Origin of the sequence: Psychrobacter sp. (assembly GCF_030454045.1) — a bacterium.
Taxonomy (GTDB): Bacteria; Pseudomonadota; Gammaproteobacteria; order Pseudomonadales; family Moraxellaceae; genus Psychrobacter.
Map to the genome: position 1 here is coordinate 1 of NZ_JAKDJE010000035.1, position 21,362 is coordinate 21,362.

Annotated in this window: 17 protein-coding genes; 13 read left to right on the forward strand and 4 right to left on the reverse strand. The window is 45.3% G+C overall.

Annotation, left to right across the window (positions count from 1 at the left end; all coding sequences use genetic code 11):
* Positions 1-65: 65 nt before the first annotated feature.
* Entirely contained in the window at positions 66-1,202 is a 1,137-nt protein-coding gene (locus L0G63_RS07960) for a YafY family protein (protein ID WP_301450162.1), read from the reverse strand.
* A gap of 142 nt (positions 1,203-1,344) precedes the next feature.
* On the reverse strand, positions 1,345-4,137 hold the full coding sequence (locus L0G63_RS07965; RefSeq protein ID WP_301450163.1) for an ATP-binding protein: 2,793 nt from the start codon (positions 4,135-4,137) through the stop codon (positions 1,345-1,347).
* Between the two features lie 350 nt (positions 4,138-4,487).
* Here L0G63_RS07965 and rsmG point away from each other — a divergent pair, with 350 nt between their 5' ends.
* From rsmG to L0G63_RS08015, 10 genes are all read left to right on the forward strand, one after another.
* Positions 4,488-5,204 (forward strand): 16S rRNA (guanine(527)-N(7))-methyltransferase RsmG, encoded by a 717-nt coding sequence (gene rsmG / locus L0G63_RS07970; RefSeq protein WP_301450164.1) that lies wholly within the window; start codon positions 4,488-4,490, stop codon positions 5,202-5,204.
* Positions 5,205-5,475: 271 nt separating this feature from the next.
* On the forward strand, positions 5,476-6,255 hold the full coding sequence (locus L0G63_RS07975; protein ID WP_301450165.1) for a ParA family protein: 780 nt from the start codon (positions 5,476-5,478) through the stop codon (positions 6,253-6,255).
* A gap of 104 nt (positions 6,256-6,359) precedes the next feature.
* Positions 6,360-7,502 carry a ParB/RepB/Spo0J family partition protein gene (locus L0G63_RS07980; RefSeq protein WP_301450166.1) on the forward strand — a complete coding sequence of 381 codons (1,143 nt, stop codon included), beginning with the start codon at positions 6,360-6,362 and terminating at the stop codon, positions 7,500-7,502.
* A 153-nt stretch (positions 7,503-7,655) separates the two neighbouring features.
* Positions 7,656-8,369, forward strand: coding sequence for a MotA/TolQ/ExbB proton channel family protein (locus tag L0G63_RS07985; protein WP_301450167.1), 714 nt, complete (start codon positions 7,656-7,658; stop codon positions 8,367-8,369).
* A gap of 53 nt (positions 8,370-8,422) precedes the next feature.
* Positions 8,423-8,854, forward strand: a complete 432-nt coding sequence (locus L0G63_RS07990; RefSeq protein WP_301450168.1) for a biopolymer transporter ExbD — start codon at positions 8,423-8,425, stop codon at positions 8,852-8,854.
* A 94-nt stretch (positions 8,855-8,948) separates the two neighbouring features.
* Positions 8,949-10,733 carry a lipid A export permease/ATP-binding protein MsbA gene (gene msbA, locus L0G63_RS07995; RefSeq protein ID WP_301450169.1) on the forward strand — a complete coding sequence of 595 codons (1,785 nt, stop codon included), beginning with the start codon at positions 8,949-8,951 and terminating at the stop codon, positions 10,731-10,733.
* Between the two features lie 102 nt (positions 10,734-10,835).
* On the forward strand, positions 10,836-11,966 hold the full coding sequence (lpxK, locus tag L0G63_RS08000) for a tetraacyldisaccharide 4'-kinase (protein WP_301450170.1): 1,131 nt from the start codon (positions 10,836-10,838) through the stop codon (positions 11,964-11,966).
* A 47-nt stretch (positions 11,967-12,013) separates the two neighbouring features.
* A complete protein-coding gene (gene kdsB, locus L0G63_RS08005; protein ID WP_301450171.1) occupies positions 12,014-12,826 on the forward strand; it encodes a 3-deoxy-manno-octulosonate cytidylyltransferase in 813 nt (270 codons plus the stop codon).
* Positions 12,827-12,921: 95 nt separating this feature from the next.
* Complete coding sequence (locus tag L0G63_RS08010) at positions 12,922-14,052, forward strand: DNA polymerase III subunit delta' (protein ID WP_301450172.1); 1,131 nt, start codon at positions 12,922-12,924, stop codon at positions 14,050-14,052.
* A gap of 117 nt (positions 14,053-14,169) precedes the next feature.
* Positions 14,170-14,517: a PilZ domain-containing protein gene (locus L0G63_RS08015; RefSeq protein ID WP_075107792.1), complete on the forward strand. Its 348-nt coding sequence runs from the start codon at positions 14,170-14,172 to the stop codon at positions 14,515-14,517.
* Positions 14,518-14,640: 123 nt separating this feature from the next.
* On the opposite strand, the gene ppk2 is transcribed toward L0G63_RS08015, so the two are convergent.
* Both ppk2 and L0G63_RS08025 read right to left on the reverse strand, forming a co-directional pair.
* On the reverse strand, positions 14,641-15,690 hold the full coding sequence (ppk2, locus tag L0G63_RS08020) for a polyphosphate kinase 2 (RefSeq protein WP_301450173.1): 1,050 nt from the start codon (positions 15,688-15,690) through the stop codon (positions 14,641-14,643).
* Positions 15,691-15,926: 236 nt separating this feature from the next.
* Positions 15,927-17,534: an acetyl-CoA C-acetyltransferase gene (locus L0G63_RS08025; RefSeq protein ID WP_301450174.1), complete on the reverse strand. Its 1,608-nt coding sequence runs from the start codon at positions 17,532-17,534 to the stop codon at positions 15,927-15,929.
* 571 nt (positions 17,535-18,105) lie between these two features.
* On the opposite strand from L0G63_RS08025, the gene L0G63_RS08030 reads away from it, so the two are divergent.
* The 3 genes from L0G63_RS08030 (at position 18,106) to L0G63_RS08040 (ending at position 21,309) form a co-directional block, all read left to right on the forward strand.
* Positions 18,106-19,506: a 3-oxoacyl-ACP reductase gene (locus L0G63_RS08030; protein ID WP_301450175.1), complete on the forward strand. Its 1,401-nt coding sequence runs from the start codon at positions 18,106-18,108 to the stop codon at positions 19,504-19,506.
* 312 nt (positions 19,507-19,818) lie between these two features.
* Entirely contained in the window at positions 19,819-20,736 is a 918-nt protein-coding gene (locus L0G63_RS08035; RefSeq protein ID WP_301450176.1) for a MaoC/PaaZ C-terminal domain-containing protein, read from the forward strand.
* Positions 20,737-20,787: 51 nt separating this feature from the next.
* Positions 20,788-21,309, forward strand: coding sequence for a sulfur transferase domain-containing protein (locus tag L0G63_RS08040; RefSeq protein ID WP_301450177.1), 522 nt, complete (start codon positions 20,788-20,790; stop codon positions 21,307-21,309).
* The last annotated feature ends 53 nt before the right edge of the window (positions 21,310-21,362 follow it).

Here is a 21,362-nt window from a genome sequence, read left to right on the forward strand (position 1 = left end):
TTTTTAACCTCGAATCGCCTAAAAAATAGTCGCTGTCAGTGCCATGGTCGAATGTCCAACACGCCCTAGTCTAAATGCCCGTCACTCGTTGGCTGAGGTTCGTCAAGTACTGCCTGATAGAGTAGCGCAGGCTTGGCATCCAATAATCCATTGCCAAAACCACGTAACCACCATACCAGCTGTGAGGTTAGGTTGACGGTTGCTTTTATCGTCAAGGTATCGTCATCATTTAACGTAACGGTTTGATCATCGCTCAACTTGCTTTCAGTCAGGCTTCGGCCTGCTTTTTGGGTAAATTTTAGCTCAACTGCTGTGTTTTTACCACGCTCAGCCAACTCACCAAATAATGGATGACTAAAGCCCATACTGCCTTCATCCAAATACGTATCGAGCTGAAAGTCCTCTGGTGTTTGTGCGGCGCTCTCTAAAATCTCAACACGATCAAATCGATGTAGCGCAAAGGTACGAATGGTGGCATCGGGGTCATCGGTACGAGTCGCCAGCAGATAAATAATCACACCACGTTGGATAATGGCAATGGGGTTTAGAGTATATTCGCTTGCCTCTGATTTGTTACTGCGAGTGTAGCAGGCATTGATTTGCAACTGATAGAACAGCGCATGATAAATGTTGTCTTTGCTGTCTAAGTCGATGTCTGGGGCAATGAGCGGCTGGGTCGCAGGCTCGATACGTACGCGGTCTATCCATGAGTGTGTCACCTTACTGTTTTTGAGCTGTCGTCTTGCCAAGTCAAACCAGGGGAACAGCTCATCTAAAATGACAGGCGGCAATAGCTGAGTGAGATTGGCCTCGACCATATTAAAAGCAACTGCTTGCGAGAGGTTCATATGCGGCAAGCTTTGCAGCGGTGCATCTTCTTTCCAGCGCCAGCCTTGCGGGTTGGCGTTGTTCTTTTCGATAGGAAAGCGCTTGGCCAGCGCGTTCAGATCACGTTGTACGGTACGCAAGCTAATATCAAAACCAGCCATCATCAGCTGTTCATAAATGTGGGTGGTACCGACCCAGCGATTGCGTTGTAACTGTGACAATACTTGCCATTGACGAGCAGTGGTCGCCGCTCCATGACGATTGTCACTGGTCTCTTTTAGCGCATCTCGCTCTGTCGCTTCTGGTGCAGTCACTGGCACATCGGCGTCTGACTGAGCTTGGATGTTGTCGGCATTAGTGGGATGTATAGTCATGAAGAGATACCCTTTATGAAGTCATAAATCATGGTTCTACAGGTTTTGTTGAGCGGTTTATCATCGCAGAAAACCATCGTAGCGTCTAGGGACGTTGGTATACGTTTACGCCCCATCAATGGTTGTCGCCAAATAAAATAGCCTAAAGCTGTGCGGCCTTATCAGTCTCTTGATCACCGCTTTCAGTATCGCTGCGTTCGTCTTGGCTTTTATCTTTTTTCCTATTGGATTCTTTTTTTTGGCGCTTGGCTTTACGCTTTTTCTTGTCTTTGTTTTTTGACTCTTTGTCTTCAATCTCATCCTCACCATCTTGGTTTTCATCCCACAGCATCAGACGATCCAAGACTTTGCCAAACAACGTATTTTTACGATAACGACCTTTTTTATTCATGGTATCGATGGGTAGACCTGTCATCAATGTGAGCGCCTCACTCAAGGTATAGACACCATAAATATGAAAATGACCATCTTTGACAGCGGCAATGATATCGTCACGCAGCATGAGTTGTTTGACATTGGCCATTGGAATAACCACGCCTTGTTTTCCTGTCAGTGTTTGCTCACGGCAAGCATCAAAAAATCCAGCGATTTTGGCATTGATACCGCCAACCGCTTGTACTTCACCCAACTGGTTCATTGAGCCAGTGATCGCAAAAGACTGATCGATGGGCACATTTGCTAAGGCTGAGAGTAGGGCGCAACCTTCACTGACAGTGGCGCTATCACCATCGATATGAGCGTAGCTTTGCTCAAACGCAAGCGAAGCACTAAAGTTTAGGGCATGGTGTTGGCTAAATAATGCGCGCAGATAGCTGGTCATGATTAGCATCCCTTTAGCGTGCAAACTGCCTCCCAAATCCACATCACGCTCAATATCGAGGATCTCACCCGCGCCAATATTAGGCTGAATAACGGCAGTAAGACGCGCAGGCATACCAAATTCACTATCAGCATAACTGACGACAGTCAAAGCATTGACCTGTCCTACGGCACTGCCTTGTGTCTCAATGAGCTGTTGACCATTTTTGAGCTCGTCCCAATACAAATCACGTAAATATCCTGAGCGCTCATCCATATCGTTAATTGCTTGAATGACATGATCGGCGGTGACCATGTTTTGCCCACTCAAACGCGCATGACGGTTGGATTCATGCAGTAGCTTGATGAGTAAGTCACTATGTAGGCTTAAGCGGTTCTGTTCTTCTGCTTGTAAGCTTAAATGCTCAAGCAATGTGGCCTGAGCGCTACTATCGAACGGATAGAGATCAGCATAATCGATGATGTCGGCCATTTTTGCAACCAATGCCAACTCGTGCGCACTGGTACGTGTCACATCGTCATGAAAGTCTGCACGAACTTTGAACACCGCATCAAACTCAGGCTCAAGCTCTAGTAGCTCATAATACAAGTCCGCTTCGCCTAGTAAGATAACTTTGACATCAAGATCAATGGGCGCAGGTGACAAAGACAAGCTACCCGTTAGGGTTAGCATCTGCTCAAGACTTGAGAGCTTGATTTTGCGTGACTGTAAAGCACGTTTTAAGCCTTGCCATGCATAAGGGTGCTCAAGTAAATGGCTGGCTTCTAACAATAGATAACCACCGTTGGCACGATGTAGGGCACCTGCGCGAATCATACTGACATCAGTCGTTACGGTTCCTAATTGAGTGATTTGCTCAACATGACCCAATAAGTTTAGATGGGTTGGCAAGTCCTCAAAGACAACGGGTGCGCCACTGTCGGGCGCGTGGCTGACAATCACATTGACGGCATAACGACTTGGTGTTGCAGCCAGTACGGCCGTCACAAACTCATCGTCATCGCCATTGACGATATTTTCTACATGAGTAACCATATCGGCAAACACAGTTTTTAGATAATCAACAACCAGTGGATACGCGGTAAACTGCTCATAAATGGGCGCAAACAAAGGCTGTAGCGCCCGCCGTGCAATGCTGCGGTGCAGAGATTCAATCGCATCGTTGGCTTCGTCTTCTAGTTGCTCTAACGCAATGGTTAGCTGACTGAGACGCTTTTGCATGTGGTTTTTTTGGACAAAGTTATTTAGCTCCGCCTCGTATTCGCTATTGCCATATACAGAATCTGAGCGGCTATTTTGACCATTATCATGGTGACTCTCATTTGGATCTATAAGATCAGAGTTTTTATCATCATTGATTTTTGCTGGATTCTCATCATGGGATGACGCTGCCGTCGTTTTGTGCTCTGCGCCATGTTCTGTAGGTAGCTGACTGGGATGGACAAAAACTGCCTTGTTATCAAATGAGCGAAACGTCAAGGCGAGGTCATATTGTTTGCCTTCAGCATTCAGCGCATCATAGGCATGACTCTCTTTTTGATGTGTATTGTTTTTTATCGCTTCGATTTTACTTTGGTATTGGTCGCTACGAAAGCGTTGGCTCAGTCGCTTTTTGGCTTGTTGCCATAAGTGAGCGACTTGCTGTTGCAGAGCAGCCCCTTGACCGGCAGGCAGGCGCAGAGCCTTTGGCGTGCGGGGATCTGTAAAGTTGTGTACATAAACCCAATCATCTGGCGTTGGAGCATCAGCGGCAATACGAGTCAGCAGGCGGCTAATAATAGTACGCTTGCCCAAACCGTTTTCACCTGCGGCAAACACATGATAGCCACTTGCCTTGATATCTAGCGCAGTATGTAACGCTTTGAGCGCACGCTTTTGACCAAAACCCACATCTAAGTCAGGCGCAGTACGTGTGTCGGCAGGTAGCTCATCAGGATCGCTATAACGCTTGAGCTGCTCAGCTGAAATGCGACAATTTTTTTGAACCTCAGTAAAGATAGGATTTGGGGCGCTAGAGGCAGTTTGTTTATCGTCTTTTGAGTCAGCGGTCGGTGATATCATATTACTCAGATCTTTTGATATTTGAGACATAATGGGGTAGGGTCGTTCGGTCATAGGCGTTTGAGAGATCATCTTAGCAATAGTAACAGAGTTAAAGAAGCAGTACGGTATTATAAAAAAGCGCTTCTTGGATTTTTATAATCAAGCAGAATATCTTACAAGATATGGCCACAATTTAGCGAAATCATTGAGCATACTTTTGTATCATGGTGAGATAACTATATAGCAATAGGCGACTGGAGCATAAATTAAGCGGAAGTTTTGCGCTATTAAAGTAGAATAACGCCTCACAAACCGTGCAGATAGTATAAGATGTCCCACATTGGCGCAATCTGCAACTATTCAATGAGCAGACTGCATGATAAAATAGTCGGTTCACATGTCAAATCTGGATAACTCGTTGTATGTCAGCTTCTGCTAAAACCTCTTCGTCGTCTGCTAGCACGGGCCATACCCGTATTGATCCGACTGGCTTTGTAAAGCTTGGCTCACAATTACCAACGCTGGCTAATATCTTAGCACAAGCGGTAAAGGAGCTAGGTTTATCCCTAAGTGATGAGCAGCAGCGCACGCTATTGTTGTACTTAGACCAGCTTTTGTTGTGGAATAAGGCGTATAATCTGACCGCCATCACCGATCCAGAAGAGGCGCTGATCAAACATGTGATTGATTGCTTATCTATTATAGCGCACTTGCCAACAGGCTCACTGCTTGATATTGGTACAGGAGCAGGGTTGCCTGCGGTGATTATTGCGATTTGTCAGCCTGAGCGTCAGTGTACCGCCCTTGATAGCAATCAGAAAAAGATTCGATTTATTAAGCAAATCAGTAGCGAGCTTGGCTTACGTAATATGCAGCCCATTGCTTCACGTATTGAAGCGCACAACGCCAGCTACGATGTGGTGACGTCTAGAGCGTTTGCCAGTTTGATTGACTTTGTAGAGGTGGCACAGCCAAGATTGGCAGAGGGTGGTTATTTGTGTGCTATGAAGGGTAAAGTGCCAAGCGATGAGGAGCTACAAGCGCTCGATAGCGATTGGCATATCAAGACAATTAAGCTAACCGTCCCGCGCTTGCATGACAGTCGTCATTTGATTGAAATGTCTGATAACAACATCTGAATAGCAAGTACTTCCCAGTCATGAAACAAAAACTCTTTTTTGTGAAACACAGTTTACGTTTGTACCTAAATGGCATAGTATTTAAAAGCATTTGCAGTGTATAGATAACAATTGATCAAACTATTATAGAATATACGCTTTAGACATGACGCCTCATGGTGACACATTGAGCCAGTAGCGCAGTACAGGATAAATAGGCAAAAGCCGCCTCATATAAACCATCAGTAAAAAGAAAAATCAGTAATAGACCTTAATAAAATTGAGTGAGTGTATGGAAATCATAGCAATTGCGAATCAAAAAGGCGGCGTGGGCAAAACCACGACGGCGGTAAACCTGACCGCCAGTTTAGCTGCTAAGCGCAAGCACGTACTACTGATTGACTTAGACCCACAGGGCAATGCAACCAGCGGTACGGGTGTCGACAAAAACGAGCTGTCGCTTACCATAGCAGATGTATTATTGGACGGGGTATCGTTATCTGAGGCCATTGTGACCAGTCCTGCAGGGTTTGATGTGATCGGTGCCAATCGTGATTTGGCTGGTATGGACATCACGTTGATGAGTAAAACGGACAGTCACGAGCTGTTCAAAACGGCGATGAAAAATCTGGTTGATGCGCAGACATCCTCGCAACAGCCGCCATACGATTACGTGATTATAGACTGTGCACCCAGTTTGAATCTGCTGACGATTAATGCCTTGGTTGCAACTGATAGTGTGATTATCCCAATGCAGTGTGAATATTATGCATTAGAGGGATTAGCAGATTTATCGCAAACCATTGAGCGACTTACCGAGCTAAATCCTAAGCTGTATATTCGCGGTGTTGTCAGAACATTGTTTGATGCGCGTAATACACTTGCTCGTGATGTATCTGCTGAATTAGAAGCGCACTTTGGCGATATCATGTACAACACACATATACCAAGAAATATTCGCTTGGCAGAAGCACCCGCACATGGTCTACCAGTGATTGCTTATGAGAGATGGTCAAAAGGCGCGCGCGCCTATCAAAAATTGGCCGCTGAAGTGATGAAACAAAGCGGCTAGTTTTTTTATAAGCGCTTTTGAACAACAGGGCACTTAACATGGTATTTAGTAAGCCGCAGCAACAATCAATTGGCTTTTATTTTAGCGTTAGAGGATAGGTAATCATGGCGAAGAAAAGAGGATTGGCTGCCAATCGAGGCTTAGACGCCTTATTAGGGTCAATCAAGAAAGAAAAGCAAATAACCGCCTCTGCCTTGCAAGACGATATGGCTGCACGTGATATGGCTGTGCCTGCTGAAACGCTAGAGAGCAATGCGCTTGTCGATGCTACAAGTGCCAATGCTACTGCGTCCAAAACCGCTAAAAAACCCATGGAAAAAACCACTGATAGCGATACTGTTAGTGATAATAAAACTCGTACATCGCGTACTGTGAGCAAGTCCACTGCTGGTAGAGCTCGTGGTCACCATGCTGAAGTAGGCACGCAAGAAGATCAAATCAGCCTTGTACAAATCGATGTGACACGTCTACAAGCAGGCAAATACCAACCGCGCCGTGATATGAGTGAAACAGCGCTTGCAGAACTGGCCTCGTCAATTGAACAGCATGGCGTGATGCAGCCAATTGTTATTCGTCCATTGCTCGCCAATGAAGATAAGAGTGAGGCATTTGTCACTCATGAGATTATCGCTGGTGAGCGCCGCTGGCGTGCGGCTAAGATGGCAGGAAAGGCAGTTATTCCAGCGATTGAACGCGCGTTATCTGATGAGCTTGCTATTGCATTGGCATTAATTGAAAATATCCAGCGTGAAGATCTATCGGTGATCGAGCAGGCTGCCGCATTACAGCGCTTTCATACTGAGTTTGGTATGAGTCATGCCATGATAGCTGAGGTCGTTGGCAAGGCGCGGACGACGGTATCGAATTTGCTACGACTCAATCAGTTGCATGATACCGTCAAAGACCATTTAGCAAACAATGCGCTAGATATGGGTCACGCCCGCACGCTTTTAGCATTATCCTCTGATCAGCAGCCTATCATCGCGCAAAAAATTATCGATGGCGGCATGACAGTGCGCGAAGCTGAGAAACTGGTCAAATCGATCTTACAGCCTGCTCCTAAAGCCAGCCGTGTCGAACAGACACAGTCTCGTGATGCGGAGCGCCTCACACAACGACTGACAGACATGCTCGGTGCTGAGGTGAAACTTAAGCACAAGAAAGACGGGCAGGGTAGTGTCGAGATTTTTTTCCATAGCCAAGATCAGCTGGCTGCTCTTATTAAGCACATAGAAGCCCAAGCCTAAATCCCTTTTTAATGAGCTGATGTATCATAAGCAGCTTTGTTCTAATAAGCAATTTTGCGAGTCGGCATTGCCTATTTATGAGCTTGTTGGCATTACCAGTTTGGCTGCTAAGTTATTTGTGTGACAACTATTTTTGCAAAAAAGAGAATAAGTATGTGGGAGTTGGTAAAAGCAGGCGGCTGGCTAATGACGCCTATCGTCGTCTGTTCTATATTGGCGTTGGTCATCATCATTGAGCGTAGCCACACGCTACAATTCAGCAAAATCGTGCCCAGTAGACTACGTGAACAGCTCATCACACGCTTGCGTGAAAATGGTGATATCGGTCGCACACAATTGATGAATGTCAAAGAAAAGACAGCGCTCGGTGATATTTTGGCGACAGGCTTACTGTATCGTCAGTATGGCTTAGAGTCTATGACCATGCATATGCAGAATCGTGCTAGCGTACAAGTCCACCAGCTAGAAAAAAACATTAATATGTTAGGGACGATTGGTGCTATCGCTCCACTGCTTGGATTATTAGGTACAGTATTGGGTATTATCTCATCGTTCTTAGCGATTACTGATGGCGCGATGCAAGACCCAACGATGCTCGCAGCGGGTGTGTCTCAGGCGCTTATTACCACGGCTGCTGGTATGATTGTGGCGATTCCAGCGCTTGTCGCCTATCGATACTTTCAGCGTCGTATCATCGATATCAATGCACAATTCGAGACTCAAGCAGGACTGATGATTCAAGAGCTGTATGATTATCAATTGCTCGAAAATACTCATACTCTGCCCGCTACTCGCATGACAGCTGCTGATGAGCGTGCCGCTGACAGATTGGATGCAGATAAACACAGCGTACCAGCGGTACAATAATCTATCGCCAAAATATCATGCCCATGAACAGCAGATAAATGAAAGAGAGTGATATGCGTTTTAGAAAACCGACTGTGGAGCCGCTTGAAATTAATCTGACACCCATGATTGATTGCTTATTATTTTTAATCGTCTTTTTGCTACTGGCTACTTCTTTTAATCATTTTAGTCGTTTAAATATTATCCTTCCTGAAGCTGAGGGTGTGGCACAAACAGAGCAACAAAACAGTATCGAAGTGGCTGTACAAGAAGATGGCAGTTACTTGGTTAATGGTATTACGCTTGCCAGTAGCAATGAGGCTGAATTGATTAGTATGTTGCAGCAAGAAGCGGGCAGTAACCGAGATATGTTATTTGTCATCGCCGCAGATGCCAATGCTACCCATCAATCGGTCGTACGCGTGATGGATGTTGCTGGAAAGCTTGGGTTTTTAAACCTAAACATCAGTACGGTTGTGCCACTTGGACAACCCTTACCACCATAATATTTGCCGCTTGATCACTACCATACAATCACTATTATAAAACTGTGTGACAAGCACAGCCCATTCATGTCATGACATCTACATTGAGGCTTTTATGAGCCAAACATATCAATCTGACCCAAAAACGTCTGCTAAGAAATCATCAGCGGAACCATCGACTACGCCCAAGCATAAGACTTTACTACGTCTATTAAGGTATTTAAAACCTTACTGGTGGGCATTGCTGTTGACTATTATAGGCTTTGCTATTAATGCATCGACCGAGATTGGGACAGCGAAGTTATTGCAATATATTACTGATGCGATCAAGCAAAGTGATCAGAGTAAAAGGGATTGGTTTCCCGTTCTAATTATTATGCTTTTTTTAGTTCGCGGTGTGGGTAGCTTTTTGGGTAATTACTATTCTGCTTTGATTTCACGAAATCTGGTTTATGAGCTACGAGTAGAGGTTTTTAATAAGCTGCTGCGCTTGCCAAGCTCATTTTATCTTGCCAATCCAGCAGGTACTATCTCATCAAAGCTGATATTCGATGTTGAACAGGTCACAGCGGCCAGTACAGACTCAATGAAAACCTTGTTACGTGATGGTCTAACCGTTGTGGCTTTGATAGGATTTTTGTTATATAGCAATTGGCGTTTGACCCTGATTTTGTTTGTGGTATTGCCGCCTATATTATGGCTTATTCGCATCGCCTCTAAACGCTATCTCAAGCTTTCCAAAGGTATTCAAAAAACGATGGGTAGTGTGAGCCATATTACCAATGAGGTCATCGGTGGCTATCAGGTCGTAAAAAACTACGGCGGCCAAGCATATGAGGCCGAGCGTTTTGATAAAACATCGAAAAAGAATCTGCGCCAAGGCATGAAGGTCGTGGTTACCAATAGCATCAATACGCCATTGGTACAGTTATTGATGGCGATAGCCATGTCAGTTGTGGTGTGGCTTGCGCTGAGACCTTCGGTTATCAATGATATCTCAGCAGGAGAGTTCATATCCTATATTGCAGCGGCGGGTTTACTGAGTAAGCCGGTTCGCTCACTGACTGATGTCAATCAAAAACTGCAAAAAGGTATTGCTGCTGGTGAGTCGATTTTTGCACTGCTTGATGAGCCTGAAGAAGAAGATACAGGCACAATCAGTAGGGCGCTGTCAGGGCAAATGGCCTTGGATAATATCAGCTTGGTGTATCCAGACTCGACGGTTGCTCTGCGTGACTTTACGTTAAATATAAAAGCAGGCGAGACGGTTGCATTAGTAGGACGAAGCGGTGCGGGCAAGTCTTCCTTGGTGAACCTTTTAACGCGTACTTTAGAAACCTCTTCAGGACAAATTACCTTAGATGGTGTGCCGATAGACCAGATTAAGCTAGAGAGCTTGCGCGCACAAATTGCGATGGTGAATCAGCAGGTTGTACTATTTAATACCACAGTATTTAATAACATTGCTTATGGGGGATTGGCCAACAAGAGCCAAGCTGAGGTTGAGCAAGCGGCAAAAGATGCCTTTGCTCATGATTTTATTATGAAAATGCCAAATGGCTATCAAAGCGAGATTGGTGCTGAAGGGTTGCAATTGTCTGGTGGGCAGCGTCAAAGACTCTCTATCGCTCGTGCGCTCCTAAAAGATGCGCCGATTTTGATCTTGGATGAAGCCACTAGCGCGCTTGATAATGAGTCAGAATACTACATTCAACAAGCGCTTGATAACGTGATGAAAGACCGAACGACATTGGTAATCGCGCATCGCTTAACGACCATTGAATCAGCAGATCGTATTGCTGTGATGGATGGTGGTCAAATCGTTGAGCTTGGAACACATGCTGAGCTGATGGCGCTGCAAGGGCACTATGCGCAAATGTATGCCCGAGATTTTAAATAGACTTTGGTAGAGCCGCTTTAATTGCTGGCATATTGAGATATCTTCAGATTGAACTATTTTTCATAATGCAAAATCAAATCGATAGGTGAATGGCAATTATCCATGAGCATTGAGACAACAGTCACCCGTGCATGGCAGCGTAAAGCGCTTTGGCTATGGCTACTGCTACCTATTAGCTGGCTTTATGGGTTGATCACGATGCTGCGTCGTCACGCTTATAAAACTGGGCTACTATCAAGTTATCGCGCACCCGTACCTGTCATGGTCATTGGTAATATTAGTGTAGGTGGTAGCGGCAAAACACCGTTAATTATCGCCTTGGTCAATCACTTGCAAAAACGAGGCATAAAAGTCGGCGTCATCAGCCGCGGTTATGGCGGTGATACCACTCAAATGCCAGCGTTGGTGAGTACAACTAGCAGGCCTCACGCGGTAGGGGACGAGCCATGCCTAATCGTGCAGATGACAGGTGCGGCCATGGCGGTATGCCCCAATCGTCAGCAAGCAATCACTACCCTGTTGAATGCTGCGCCTGATGTGCAGTTGATTATTGCTGATGATGGGTTGCAGCATTATGCGCTCAAGCGGGATATAGAGTGGATTGTGGTAGATGCCGCGCGTGGCTTTGGTAATAGACAACTGCTACCAACTGGTTTTTTGCGTGAGCCAATGTCACGCTTAAAGGGCGCTAGTGTCATTTACCATGACAAGCCAAAAACAGACTTGTCGCATTATCATGAAAATAGTAAAAACTCACACCCTTCTGAGCGCTTGAGCATGCATTTGCAAGCAGATAGGCTGCAACATTTAGGGGATCTTATCTCATCTGAAAACCAGATAAATAGAGCCGTTCCTACCAGTGGTAGCCAAGTACATGCGGTCAGTGGCATTGGCTATCCACAGCGTTTTTTTGATACGTTAGAGTCTCTTGGTTTTGACGTGGTGGGCCACCCTTATCCTGATCACTACGACTTTAGCTTGGCTGAGCTGTTGCAACATAGCGATTATCCTATCGTCGTCACCACCAAAGATGCGGTAAAAATAAAAGCATTGTTGTTAGACTATACGGCGGAGCAAGCATCAAGTGATGAGTATGCAGAACTCATTAGCAGGTTGTGGGTTTTGCCTGTGACGGCCGTATTATCCGATAACTGTTATAATCATCTAAACCAGCAATTAAAAGCTTTGGGTGTTGAGGCTAATCTTGATGTTAGTACACAAACGCTATCATAGATAATGGTCAATACGTCAAACTGAACCACAATTTTTAGGAATAAACCATGTCGCTTGTCACCACACCTGCCAAAACCCATATTGTGATTCCTGCACGCTTTAAGAGCACACGATTACCCGGTAAGCCATTATTGAGCATTCATGGCAAACCGATGATACTTTGGGTGGCTGAAAAGGCAAAGACAGCAACCTTCGCTGACGATATGTGTATTGCAACTGATGATGAGCAAATTGCAAAGGTCTGTATCGATGCCGGTTTTGATGTTGTGATGACAAGTTGCGAGCATTCCTCAGGCACTGACCGCTTGGCGGAAGTGGCGGCTATCAAAGGCTGGGTTGATCATGATATTGTGGTCAATATGCAGGGTGATGAGCCGCTTGTGCCGTCCTTACTGCTTGAGCAGGTACAGGCGCTTTTGGTAGCGGATGAGGCCAGCGTCATGGCGACACTCTGTGAGCCTATCGATGATTACGATACGTTCCAGCGAGCTTCTGTGGTAAAGGTAGTCAGCCAACATACGAACAATTTGCAGCGCGCGCTTTATTTTAGTCGCGCACCAATCCCTTGTGATCGTGATGTCGTATTGGCGGATGACAATCAAAGGCAGCCACCGAAGAATGCATATCGTCATTTGGGTTTATATGCTTACCGCGTTAGTCTATTACAGCAGTTTGTTGCGTGGCCACAGACGCCGCTTGAGCAGCTTGAAAGCCTAGAGCAGCTACGAGTGCTAGAAAACGGTAAGCTTATCGCCATTGCAGAGGCCGCCTGTCAGCTGCCGGCTGGTGTTGATACACAAGAAGATCTAGACCGTTTAAATGCCATGAGCTTAGCTGATTTTCAAAACCCTGCTAAATAATGGTTTGAGCAAGCGCTCGCACATTATCCAGAGTATCGTTAGCGTGCTGCATCCTAAATATCTAAAAACGTGATAGAGCCAATAGAGCTATAACTATGAATGATCTGACAGCAAATGTAGACACGCAAGAGCGTTCAGATAGTATCTATTTTGCGCCCTTATTGCCATGGCAACAGACATTGTGGTCGCAATTGACTCAGCGAGTATTGACGCAGCAGTCCTTGCCGCATGCATTGCTCGCTGCTGGTATGCAGGGAATGGGTAAACGCGCCTTTGTATGGCGGTTGGTGGCTTGGTTGTTATGCCGTGAGCGAGGTACGAGCCCATTAGGGGCGTGCGGCACATGCGAGAGTTGTCAATGGCTCAAGTCGGGTACTCACCCAAGCTTGCAAGTGCTGCCAATCGTGAGTATGCCAATCAATGCGGATAGCGACACCCTCCAAGACAAATCAAGCAGCGCAAAAGACAAAAAAGCCACCAAGAGCACAAGCAACAGCGCGCTTAAAATCAAAGTGGATGACATTCGTGCCTTGCAGCCTTTTATTTATCAAGGCGGGCAAGGGATGCGCATCTGTGTGTTAGATCATGCTGAGCAAATGACCGTCGCCGCTGCCAATGCGTTACTCAAAACCTTGGAGGAGCCACAAGCACAAGTTCATCTATTTTTAATCAGTGACACGCCTGCTCAGCTGCTTCCGACCATCAAGAGCCGTGTACAACAGCTGGCATTACAGACTATTGAGCCCGCTGTTGCTATCGATTATGTGACACAGGCGCTCGGTCATACCATCAATCGTGAAGCCGTCAGTAAGATGGCGATTGAGCAGTTGATACAATTAGCAAATGGCGCACCTCTCGCTGCGGTAGCATTGGCACAGGCACCGTGGTACAGCAAGCGTTCCCTATGGCTGACCACATGGCAAGCGCTGCGAAGTGGTAAACGTAGTAGCGTAGCGGCAAGTGATTATTGGCAAAAACAGCTGAGTATTAAAGAGTTTATTCAACTGTCTGAACGGATGCTCCTAGACATAAAGCGCATCTGCCTAGGACTGAGTGAATTACAAACAGATATCAACCTATCAGAAGCATTAGTATCTTATCAACCCGATGATCTCAACCTAGAAGTATTCGGCGATAGTTTGCAGCAGACCAAAATTGCACTGCAACAAAATGTGCAAGAAAAATTTGCCTATGATAAGCTAATGCAAGAATTGGCCTGCTTGTAGGAGTGGTGACATAGCCTTTGTGAGCTATTGGAACTTATTGATATAAATCGCTTTTGTTTATATTCTTATAATCATTTATAAAAATATATTTGACCCAATTGATAAAGGAAGCTGATTATGGCAATGCCAGGACGCGGCGGGATTTTAACCTGCCATATTGAGACTATCGAAACGTTGTATGCCAGCTATCTGTCTTTTGTGAATAATGGCGCTTTGTTTGTGCCCTCTGATCAGCCGCAGCAATTGGGTGATGAAGTTTTTATTGCTGTCACACTGCCCAACTCTAGTGAGCGTTTGCCAATGAATGGTAAGGTTGTTTGGATCAACTCCAAAACGCAGAGCGGTCGACCAGCAGGCTTTGCTGTGCAAATTGGTAGTGATATCGCAGGACAACGAATCAAGAACGAAGTTGAGCGTTTATTGGCTGGTAAAATAGATAGCCTGCAATCCACTTATACCATGTAGCCCATACCACTTAACCCAAAGACCTAGGCGTCTTTATCGATGGTCATCATGGCTATATTGTATGATTAATAAAAAAGCCTTATAACTGTATAAGGCTTTTTTTAGGATATATATCCGTGAGTGCTAGTAGCGCGGCGGTACGTACATATCATCAGGAATAGGCTCGCGGTAGTATTCGTCATCACGTTTGCGACTGGGCAATTCAACTTCCTCACGAGGTATCTCTTTATAAGGAATCTGGTCGAGCAGATGTGCAATACAGTTGAGCCTAGCGCGCTTCTTATTGTTGCCTTCAGCCACCCACCACGGGGCCTCAGGGATATGAGTGCGCTCAAACATGGTCTCTTTTGCTTTGGTATAATCCTCCCAGCGCCTACGGGATTGTAAGTCCATCGGCGAGAGTTTCCACTGTTTTAGCGGATCGTATATTCGGCTCATAAAGCGTGCATGCTGCTCATCGTCAGTAATAGAAAACCAGTATTTCACCAAGCGAATGCCTGATCGCACAAGCATGCGTTCAAACTCTGGCACTGACTGGAAAAACTCCTCATATTGCTCATCAGTACAAAAGCCCATGACGCGCTCGACACCGCCGCGATTGTACCAACTACGATCAAACAAAACGATCTCACCTGCGGCTGGCAAGTGTGCCACATAGCGCTGAAAATACCACTGGGTTTGCTCGCGGTCAGTAGGAGCAGGTAAGGCGGCAACACGGCACACGCGTGGATTTAGCCTTTGGGTAATACGTTTGATAGCGCCCCCTTTACCCGCAGAATCTCGCCCTTCAAAGATAACGACGATACGCTCACCATTTGCAACCACCCAGTCTTGCAGCTTGATAAGTTCTCGCTGCAATCGTACCAACTCATGGAAATAGGTACGTCGATCCAGTTTTTCTTGCTCACTCATCTCACGACCATTGAAGCGAAAGTCACGTGCATAGTCATCTATTTCGTTTTCTAGCTCTTCATCGTAGGTATCGATAAGGTCTTGATGCATTTTTCGACGTAGCTCATCGTCTAGAATGTCTTTTTCGATGCGCTCAGCCAAGATGGCTTGTTCTCGGTCGTATTGATCTAATTGCTCCTTGGTGGTGAGTGATTGAAAGTCTGTGGTTGTAATGGGTTTTGTCGTTACCAATTTATCAGAGCCAAAAATAATTTGTCTCATTTTTCTTAATAGAAACTTTTTTTTAAGTAGAAATTCTGTCTTACCCATAAATATTACCTTTGTTTGGCGTGTCAGCTTTTTTAAGAGGCTACTATCTAGGTCGTTTCTATCATAGCAAAGTACAGACAATAAAAAATGCCCTTTAACTATTTATTTAAAGGGCATTTTTTATGAGAATAGATGAGCTGATAAAAATGATGAATCAAGTACTCATTTTCATTCGTTACTTACCGAACTTATTTTTCTAAGATGCAAGTCACGCCTTGACCGCCAGCGGCGCAAATAGAGATTAGCGCACGGCCTGAGCCTTTTTGGTCAAGTAGTTTTGCGGCGGTGGCTAGGATACGACCACCGGTCGCGGCAAATGGATGGCCTGCTGCTAGTGATGAGCCATTCACGTTTAGCTTGCTGCGATCGATCGAGCCTAGTGGCGCATCAAGACCTAGGCGCTCTTCACAGAATGTCTCATCTTCCCAAGCGGCGAGTGTCGATAGCACTTGTGAGGCAAACGCTTCATGAATCTCATAGAAATCAAAGTCTTGTAGCGTGAGGCCCGCACGCTCAAGCATACGCGGTACCGCATAAGCGGGTGCCATGAGTAAGCCTTCGGTAGTACCAGATTTACCGATAAAGTCTACCGCTGCTGTCTCTTGGTGCACGATATAAGCCAGTGGTTTTAGACCATGCTCTTTTGCCCATTCATCAGTACCCAATAGGACACAAGATGCGCCATCAGTCAGTGGCGTTGAGTTGGCAGCAGTCATCGTTGGATTGGCGTTCTTTTTGCCAAATACTGGCTTTAGCTTACCCAGTTTCTCTAGCGTGGTGTCTGGACGTAAGTTGTTATCACGAGTCAGACCTTTGTATGGGGTGATCAAGTCATCAAAGAAACCTTCGTCATAAGCGCGTGCTAGGTTTTTGTGACTGTTAAAGGCAAGCTCGTCTTGAGCTTCACGAGTGATGTTCCACTCAAGTGCTGTAATCGCTTGATGCTCGCCCATCGATAGACCAGTGCGCGGCTCGCCATTTTGCGGTGAGTCAATCAAGTCTTTTGGATTTAGACCCATCAATGCCTTTAGGCGTTGCTTGTTGTCTTTGGCGGCACCAAGCTTGATCAGTACTTTACGCAGACCATCACCAATAGCGATAGGCGCATCTGAAGTAGTATCTACGCCGCCTGTAATGGCTGAATCGATAACACCCAGTGCGATTTTGTTCGCAGAAGCAAAGGTCGCTTGTAGGCCAGTTCCGCACGCTTGTGAGATATCATAGGCTGGTGTGTGTGGGTTCAGCGCTGTGTTCAATGTTGCTTCGCGAGTCAGGTTGATATCGCGGCTTAGCTTCATAACGGCACCAGCGACCACTTCGCCGATGACTTCGTCTTGTAAGTTGTAGCGCTCAACCAAGCCGTCTAGAGCAGCAGTCAACATATCTGTATTGCTGACGTCAGCGTATGAGCCATTTGAGCGAGCAAATGGAATACGGTTACCACCTAAGATTGCCACACGATTCTGGTTTGTAGCAGGTTTGGTTTTACTTGTTTTCTTGGTCGCTGTTGCAGGTTTTTTAGGAGCAGTAGTGTCTGCCTTTTCTTCATCTACTTTTTTACTAGTAGTATTTTTAGTATCTGAGTCGTTGGTATCAGTGTCTTTAGCATCAGATTTTTTAGTAGCTGGCGCTTCTTTTTTTGTGTTTTCCGCTTGTGTGCTATCTGTCTTTGTGTCGTTGACTTTAGTGTCAGCAGTTTCGTTATTAGTAGCCGTTTCTTGTGAGGTTGTATCACTGGTCTTGACGACGGTGCTCTCTACAACTGGGCTGTCGGGGTGGTTGTTTTTATTACTCATAATATTATCCTTAAAAAATATGGGCAGAAAAATTGCAGGTAAAATTAAAAGATCGGTAAAGTCATTTTTGGCAAAAAGCCGATATTGTCATTTGTTACTTAATATAGCTTTACATGATAAGGCGTTTTTTACTGGTTTAATGTATATCTTTAGCAAACCGTATGACACTTATCGTAAGTTCGCTCATAGCGCTGCACTCATAGATTTGCACATAATGCCGATGGCGTCAGTAGACGGATCAGTATCGGGCGCTAACATTGCATAACAACGTATTTAATAATATATTGTTATGCATAAGTGTTATTACTATAACTTATAGGTCTCATTTTAACACAATGCTATTGCTAGTAACCCTACAAAAAGTTGCTGGCTTGTATACTGACTTGTTTACAGATTGTTGTAGACATCATCTGTTTTTGGACATGCTTCTAAGGGAAGTGTATAGTTAGGCTAGTTTTAAAATGATTTACTAAATATCAATAATTACAATGTCGATGAGTCTATATAATAGAGGCATTACATTCAGTGTTTACTATTATTTCAACCATTCATTATTTAGAGGGAATATATTATGTCAGACCGCTATGGTGATTTTGTTCAATCTTCTATTGGCAAAAAAGTTGCTAAGAACTTAGGTTTACCAATGCCAACGACGCTTGATCGCTTTGAAAGTGGCGAGCGTTTGGTTCGTGGTAGTGTATTAGTTGGCCGTGCTGACGGTGATGACAAAAGCATTAGTGAGTCTGTGGCGCGCATTTTGTCAGAGCTTCATGCAGACGTCTATGTAAATAGCCGTGATGATGTCAAAGACGCCCTTGCAGATGCAGGCGTTGAGGCAAAAGCCAATACTGGTGGTGATGATCAGTTCAAGGTATTGCTTTTTGATGCCAGCAATATCAGTAATGCCGATCAGCTAAAAGAAGTTTACGAGTTTTTTCATAGCGTTGCGCGCCGCGTTGAAAAATCAGGTCGAGTGATCGTCATCGGCCGTACGCCAGAGGACATCAGTGATATCGAAACAGCCATGGCACAACGTGCACTAGAAGGCTTTGTAAAATCAGTAGGTAAAGAGTTCAAACGTGGCATTACAGCTCAGCTTATCTATGTAGAGACGGGAGCTGAGCAAAATCTAGACTCAACCCTGCGTTTCTTTACATCAGCCCGTTCGGCTTATGTCTCAGGACAAGTGGTACGCGTCAGTAAAGGCGACTCAGTCGATGTCGATTGGAATCAGCCTCTAGGCGGCAAGACCATGCTAGTAACTGGGGCAAGTCGTGGCATTGGCGAAGCCATCGCTCGTGTCTTGGCTCGTGAGGGCGCACATGTGATCTGTCTTGATGTACCGCAGCAGCAAGCTGACCTACAAAAAGTGGCCAGTGAAATCAGTGGCTCTACGTTAACCGTAGATATCACAAGTGATGACGCTGGTGCAGAAATCGCAGATGCCGCGCAAAAGCGTGGCGGTCTGGATGCAGTCATTCACAATGCTGGCGTGACTCGTGATAAGACATTGGCCAGAATGGATGAAAAAAAGTGGGATATGGTCATCGATATCAACTTGGGCAGCATTGCGAAGTTAAACCGCTATCTACTTGATAACGATGTGTTAAAAGAAAATGCGCGTATCGTCTGTGTATCATCGATCTCAGGGATCGCTGGTAACATGGGTCAGACCAACTATGCGACTTCTAAAGCGGGCGTTATTGGCCTAGTTGATGCAACCGCAACCCAGCTAGAAGACAATGCTAAAGGCATGACTATCAATGCTGTGGCACCAGGGTTTATCGAGACACAGATGACTGAAGCCATTCCGTTTGCGATTCGTGAAGCTGGTCGCCGCATGAATTCATTGAGCCAAGGCGGCTTGCCTGTAGATGTGGCTGAAACCATCGCATGGTTGGCTTCGCCTGCTTCTGGGGGCTTAAATGGCAACACAGTTCGTGTTTGTGGTCAAAGCTTACTTGGCGCATAATATTGATTTATTAGTGAGACTATGTGGCAAATAAGAACAGAGTAGCGTCACGATTGCATGCTTGATTTCTGACTTGTCACACACATGCTTACGAAATATTTGCTGATAAATTGTAATAAAGCTGCCCACGGGTGGCTTTTTTATGATAAAAACAGAACCATCAGCCAAACTATTTTTTGCTACTAAAGATACTTACAACATTGATTGGACAAAGTGCTTATTCAAGGATTTGATAATAAGTGCCCGCCGATCAGTGTAAAATGTTTTTAGAGACGTTAAAAAACTTGTTCAAGCCACATTTAGGATTTACTTATGTCAGATACCCATTATGATGCGTTGCCAAAAGCGCACACTACCTATGCCAATATCGTCAAAAGCTTACTACCTATTGGTAACAGTGGCAAAGTCAGTAAAGATCAGCTGCCGCAGGCGACTTATTACGTCGATGACTTGCATATCGATCAGGACAATCTAAATGATTATCGTAAAATTTGCGGTTTTGCTGATAACGGTAAAGTACCCGCGACGTATTTTTCGGTACTATCACAAGCCCTACAGATGAATATGATGGTCAAAGAGCCATTTCCGTTTGCGATGTTGGGTCTGGTACACGTTGACAATAGCGTGACGCAATACCGTCCTATCGGTGAACGTGAGACTGTAGCGATGTCGGTTACGTTTGATAATTTGCGCGATCATACCCAAGGTCAGCAGTTTGACTTTGTCACTACTGTCAAGTCAGAGGATGAGGTGATCTGGAAAGGGACGTCAACATATCTATCACGCAGCAAAAAAACGACCAGTAGCAAAAACAAAAAGAGTAAGCCGCGTCCAGTGTCGGTGAAGCCAGAAGTGGGCAAAAACGACGTGCATAGTATATTTGAAGTACCAGAGGATATTGGTCGCCGTTATGCCTTTGTATCAGGTGATTTTAATTTGATTCATCTACATCCATTATCAGCGCGTGCCTTTGGTTTCCCTAAAGCCATTGCTCATGGTATGTGGTCAAAAGCCAAGTGTCTTGCTTTGATGGATGAGCTACCTGATGCTTATACCGTTGATGTTTCTTTCAAGTTACCGATCTTTTTGCCAGCAGAAGTAGAGCTTATTGCGCAGCCAGTCGCTCAGCTTGAAAGTGTCGGCGATACCTGTGATTTTGGCTTGTATAGCTCCAAAAATAGCAAGCCACATTTGGCGGGTGTCGTAACCTTGAATAGCGACAGCAAATAACGCACAGATGCCTTATCTTCACCACAATATTCAACCAACACACTTACTATTATGACTTTACAGAACCTAGATTCAAAAAGTAGCGAGACGCATACAAATCAATCAGTTGAGAATGACCCTGACAATGGGGTCGATTTGTCTGTTATTCTTGAGCCTTATTTTCGGCCGGACACCAATACGATCGTATGCGGTGCGCTGGATGAAGAAAAAGTCACTGCCTTAGCAAAAGCGGGTGTGGACTTGGTGATTAACTTGCAGCCAGATGATGAGTTGAGTTTTGATGAAGCTGCTGCAGTTGAGCGTGCAAACATGCACTATGAGCATCTGCCTATCAGCGGTGCAGTAGAGCTAAAGCAGCTTAAAATATTGGCATTTGATAGTGTGCTGCGTCAGTACCATAATAAAAAGATTGCCATGCACTGCGGATCAGGCAATCGAGTAGGGGCTGCGATTGCTCTACGTGCAGGGTGGTTGCGTGGGCGCAAGATGGATACTGCTATGGAGCGTGGACGTAGTCATGGCCTGACCAAACTTGAACAAGAGGTTCACAACCGCTTGTTGGTACCACGCTAACGCAGCATATCATAGAGTAATAAAGAGGCGACCGCTAGGTGGCCTTTTTTATT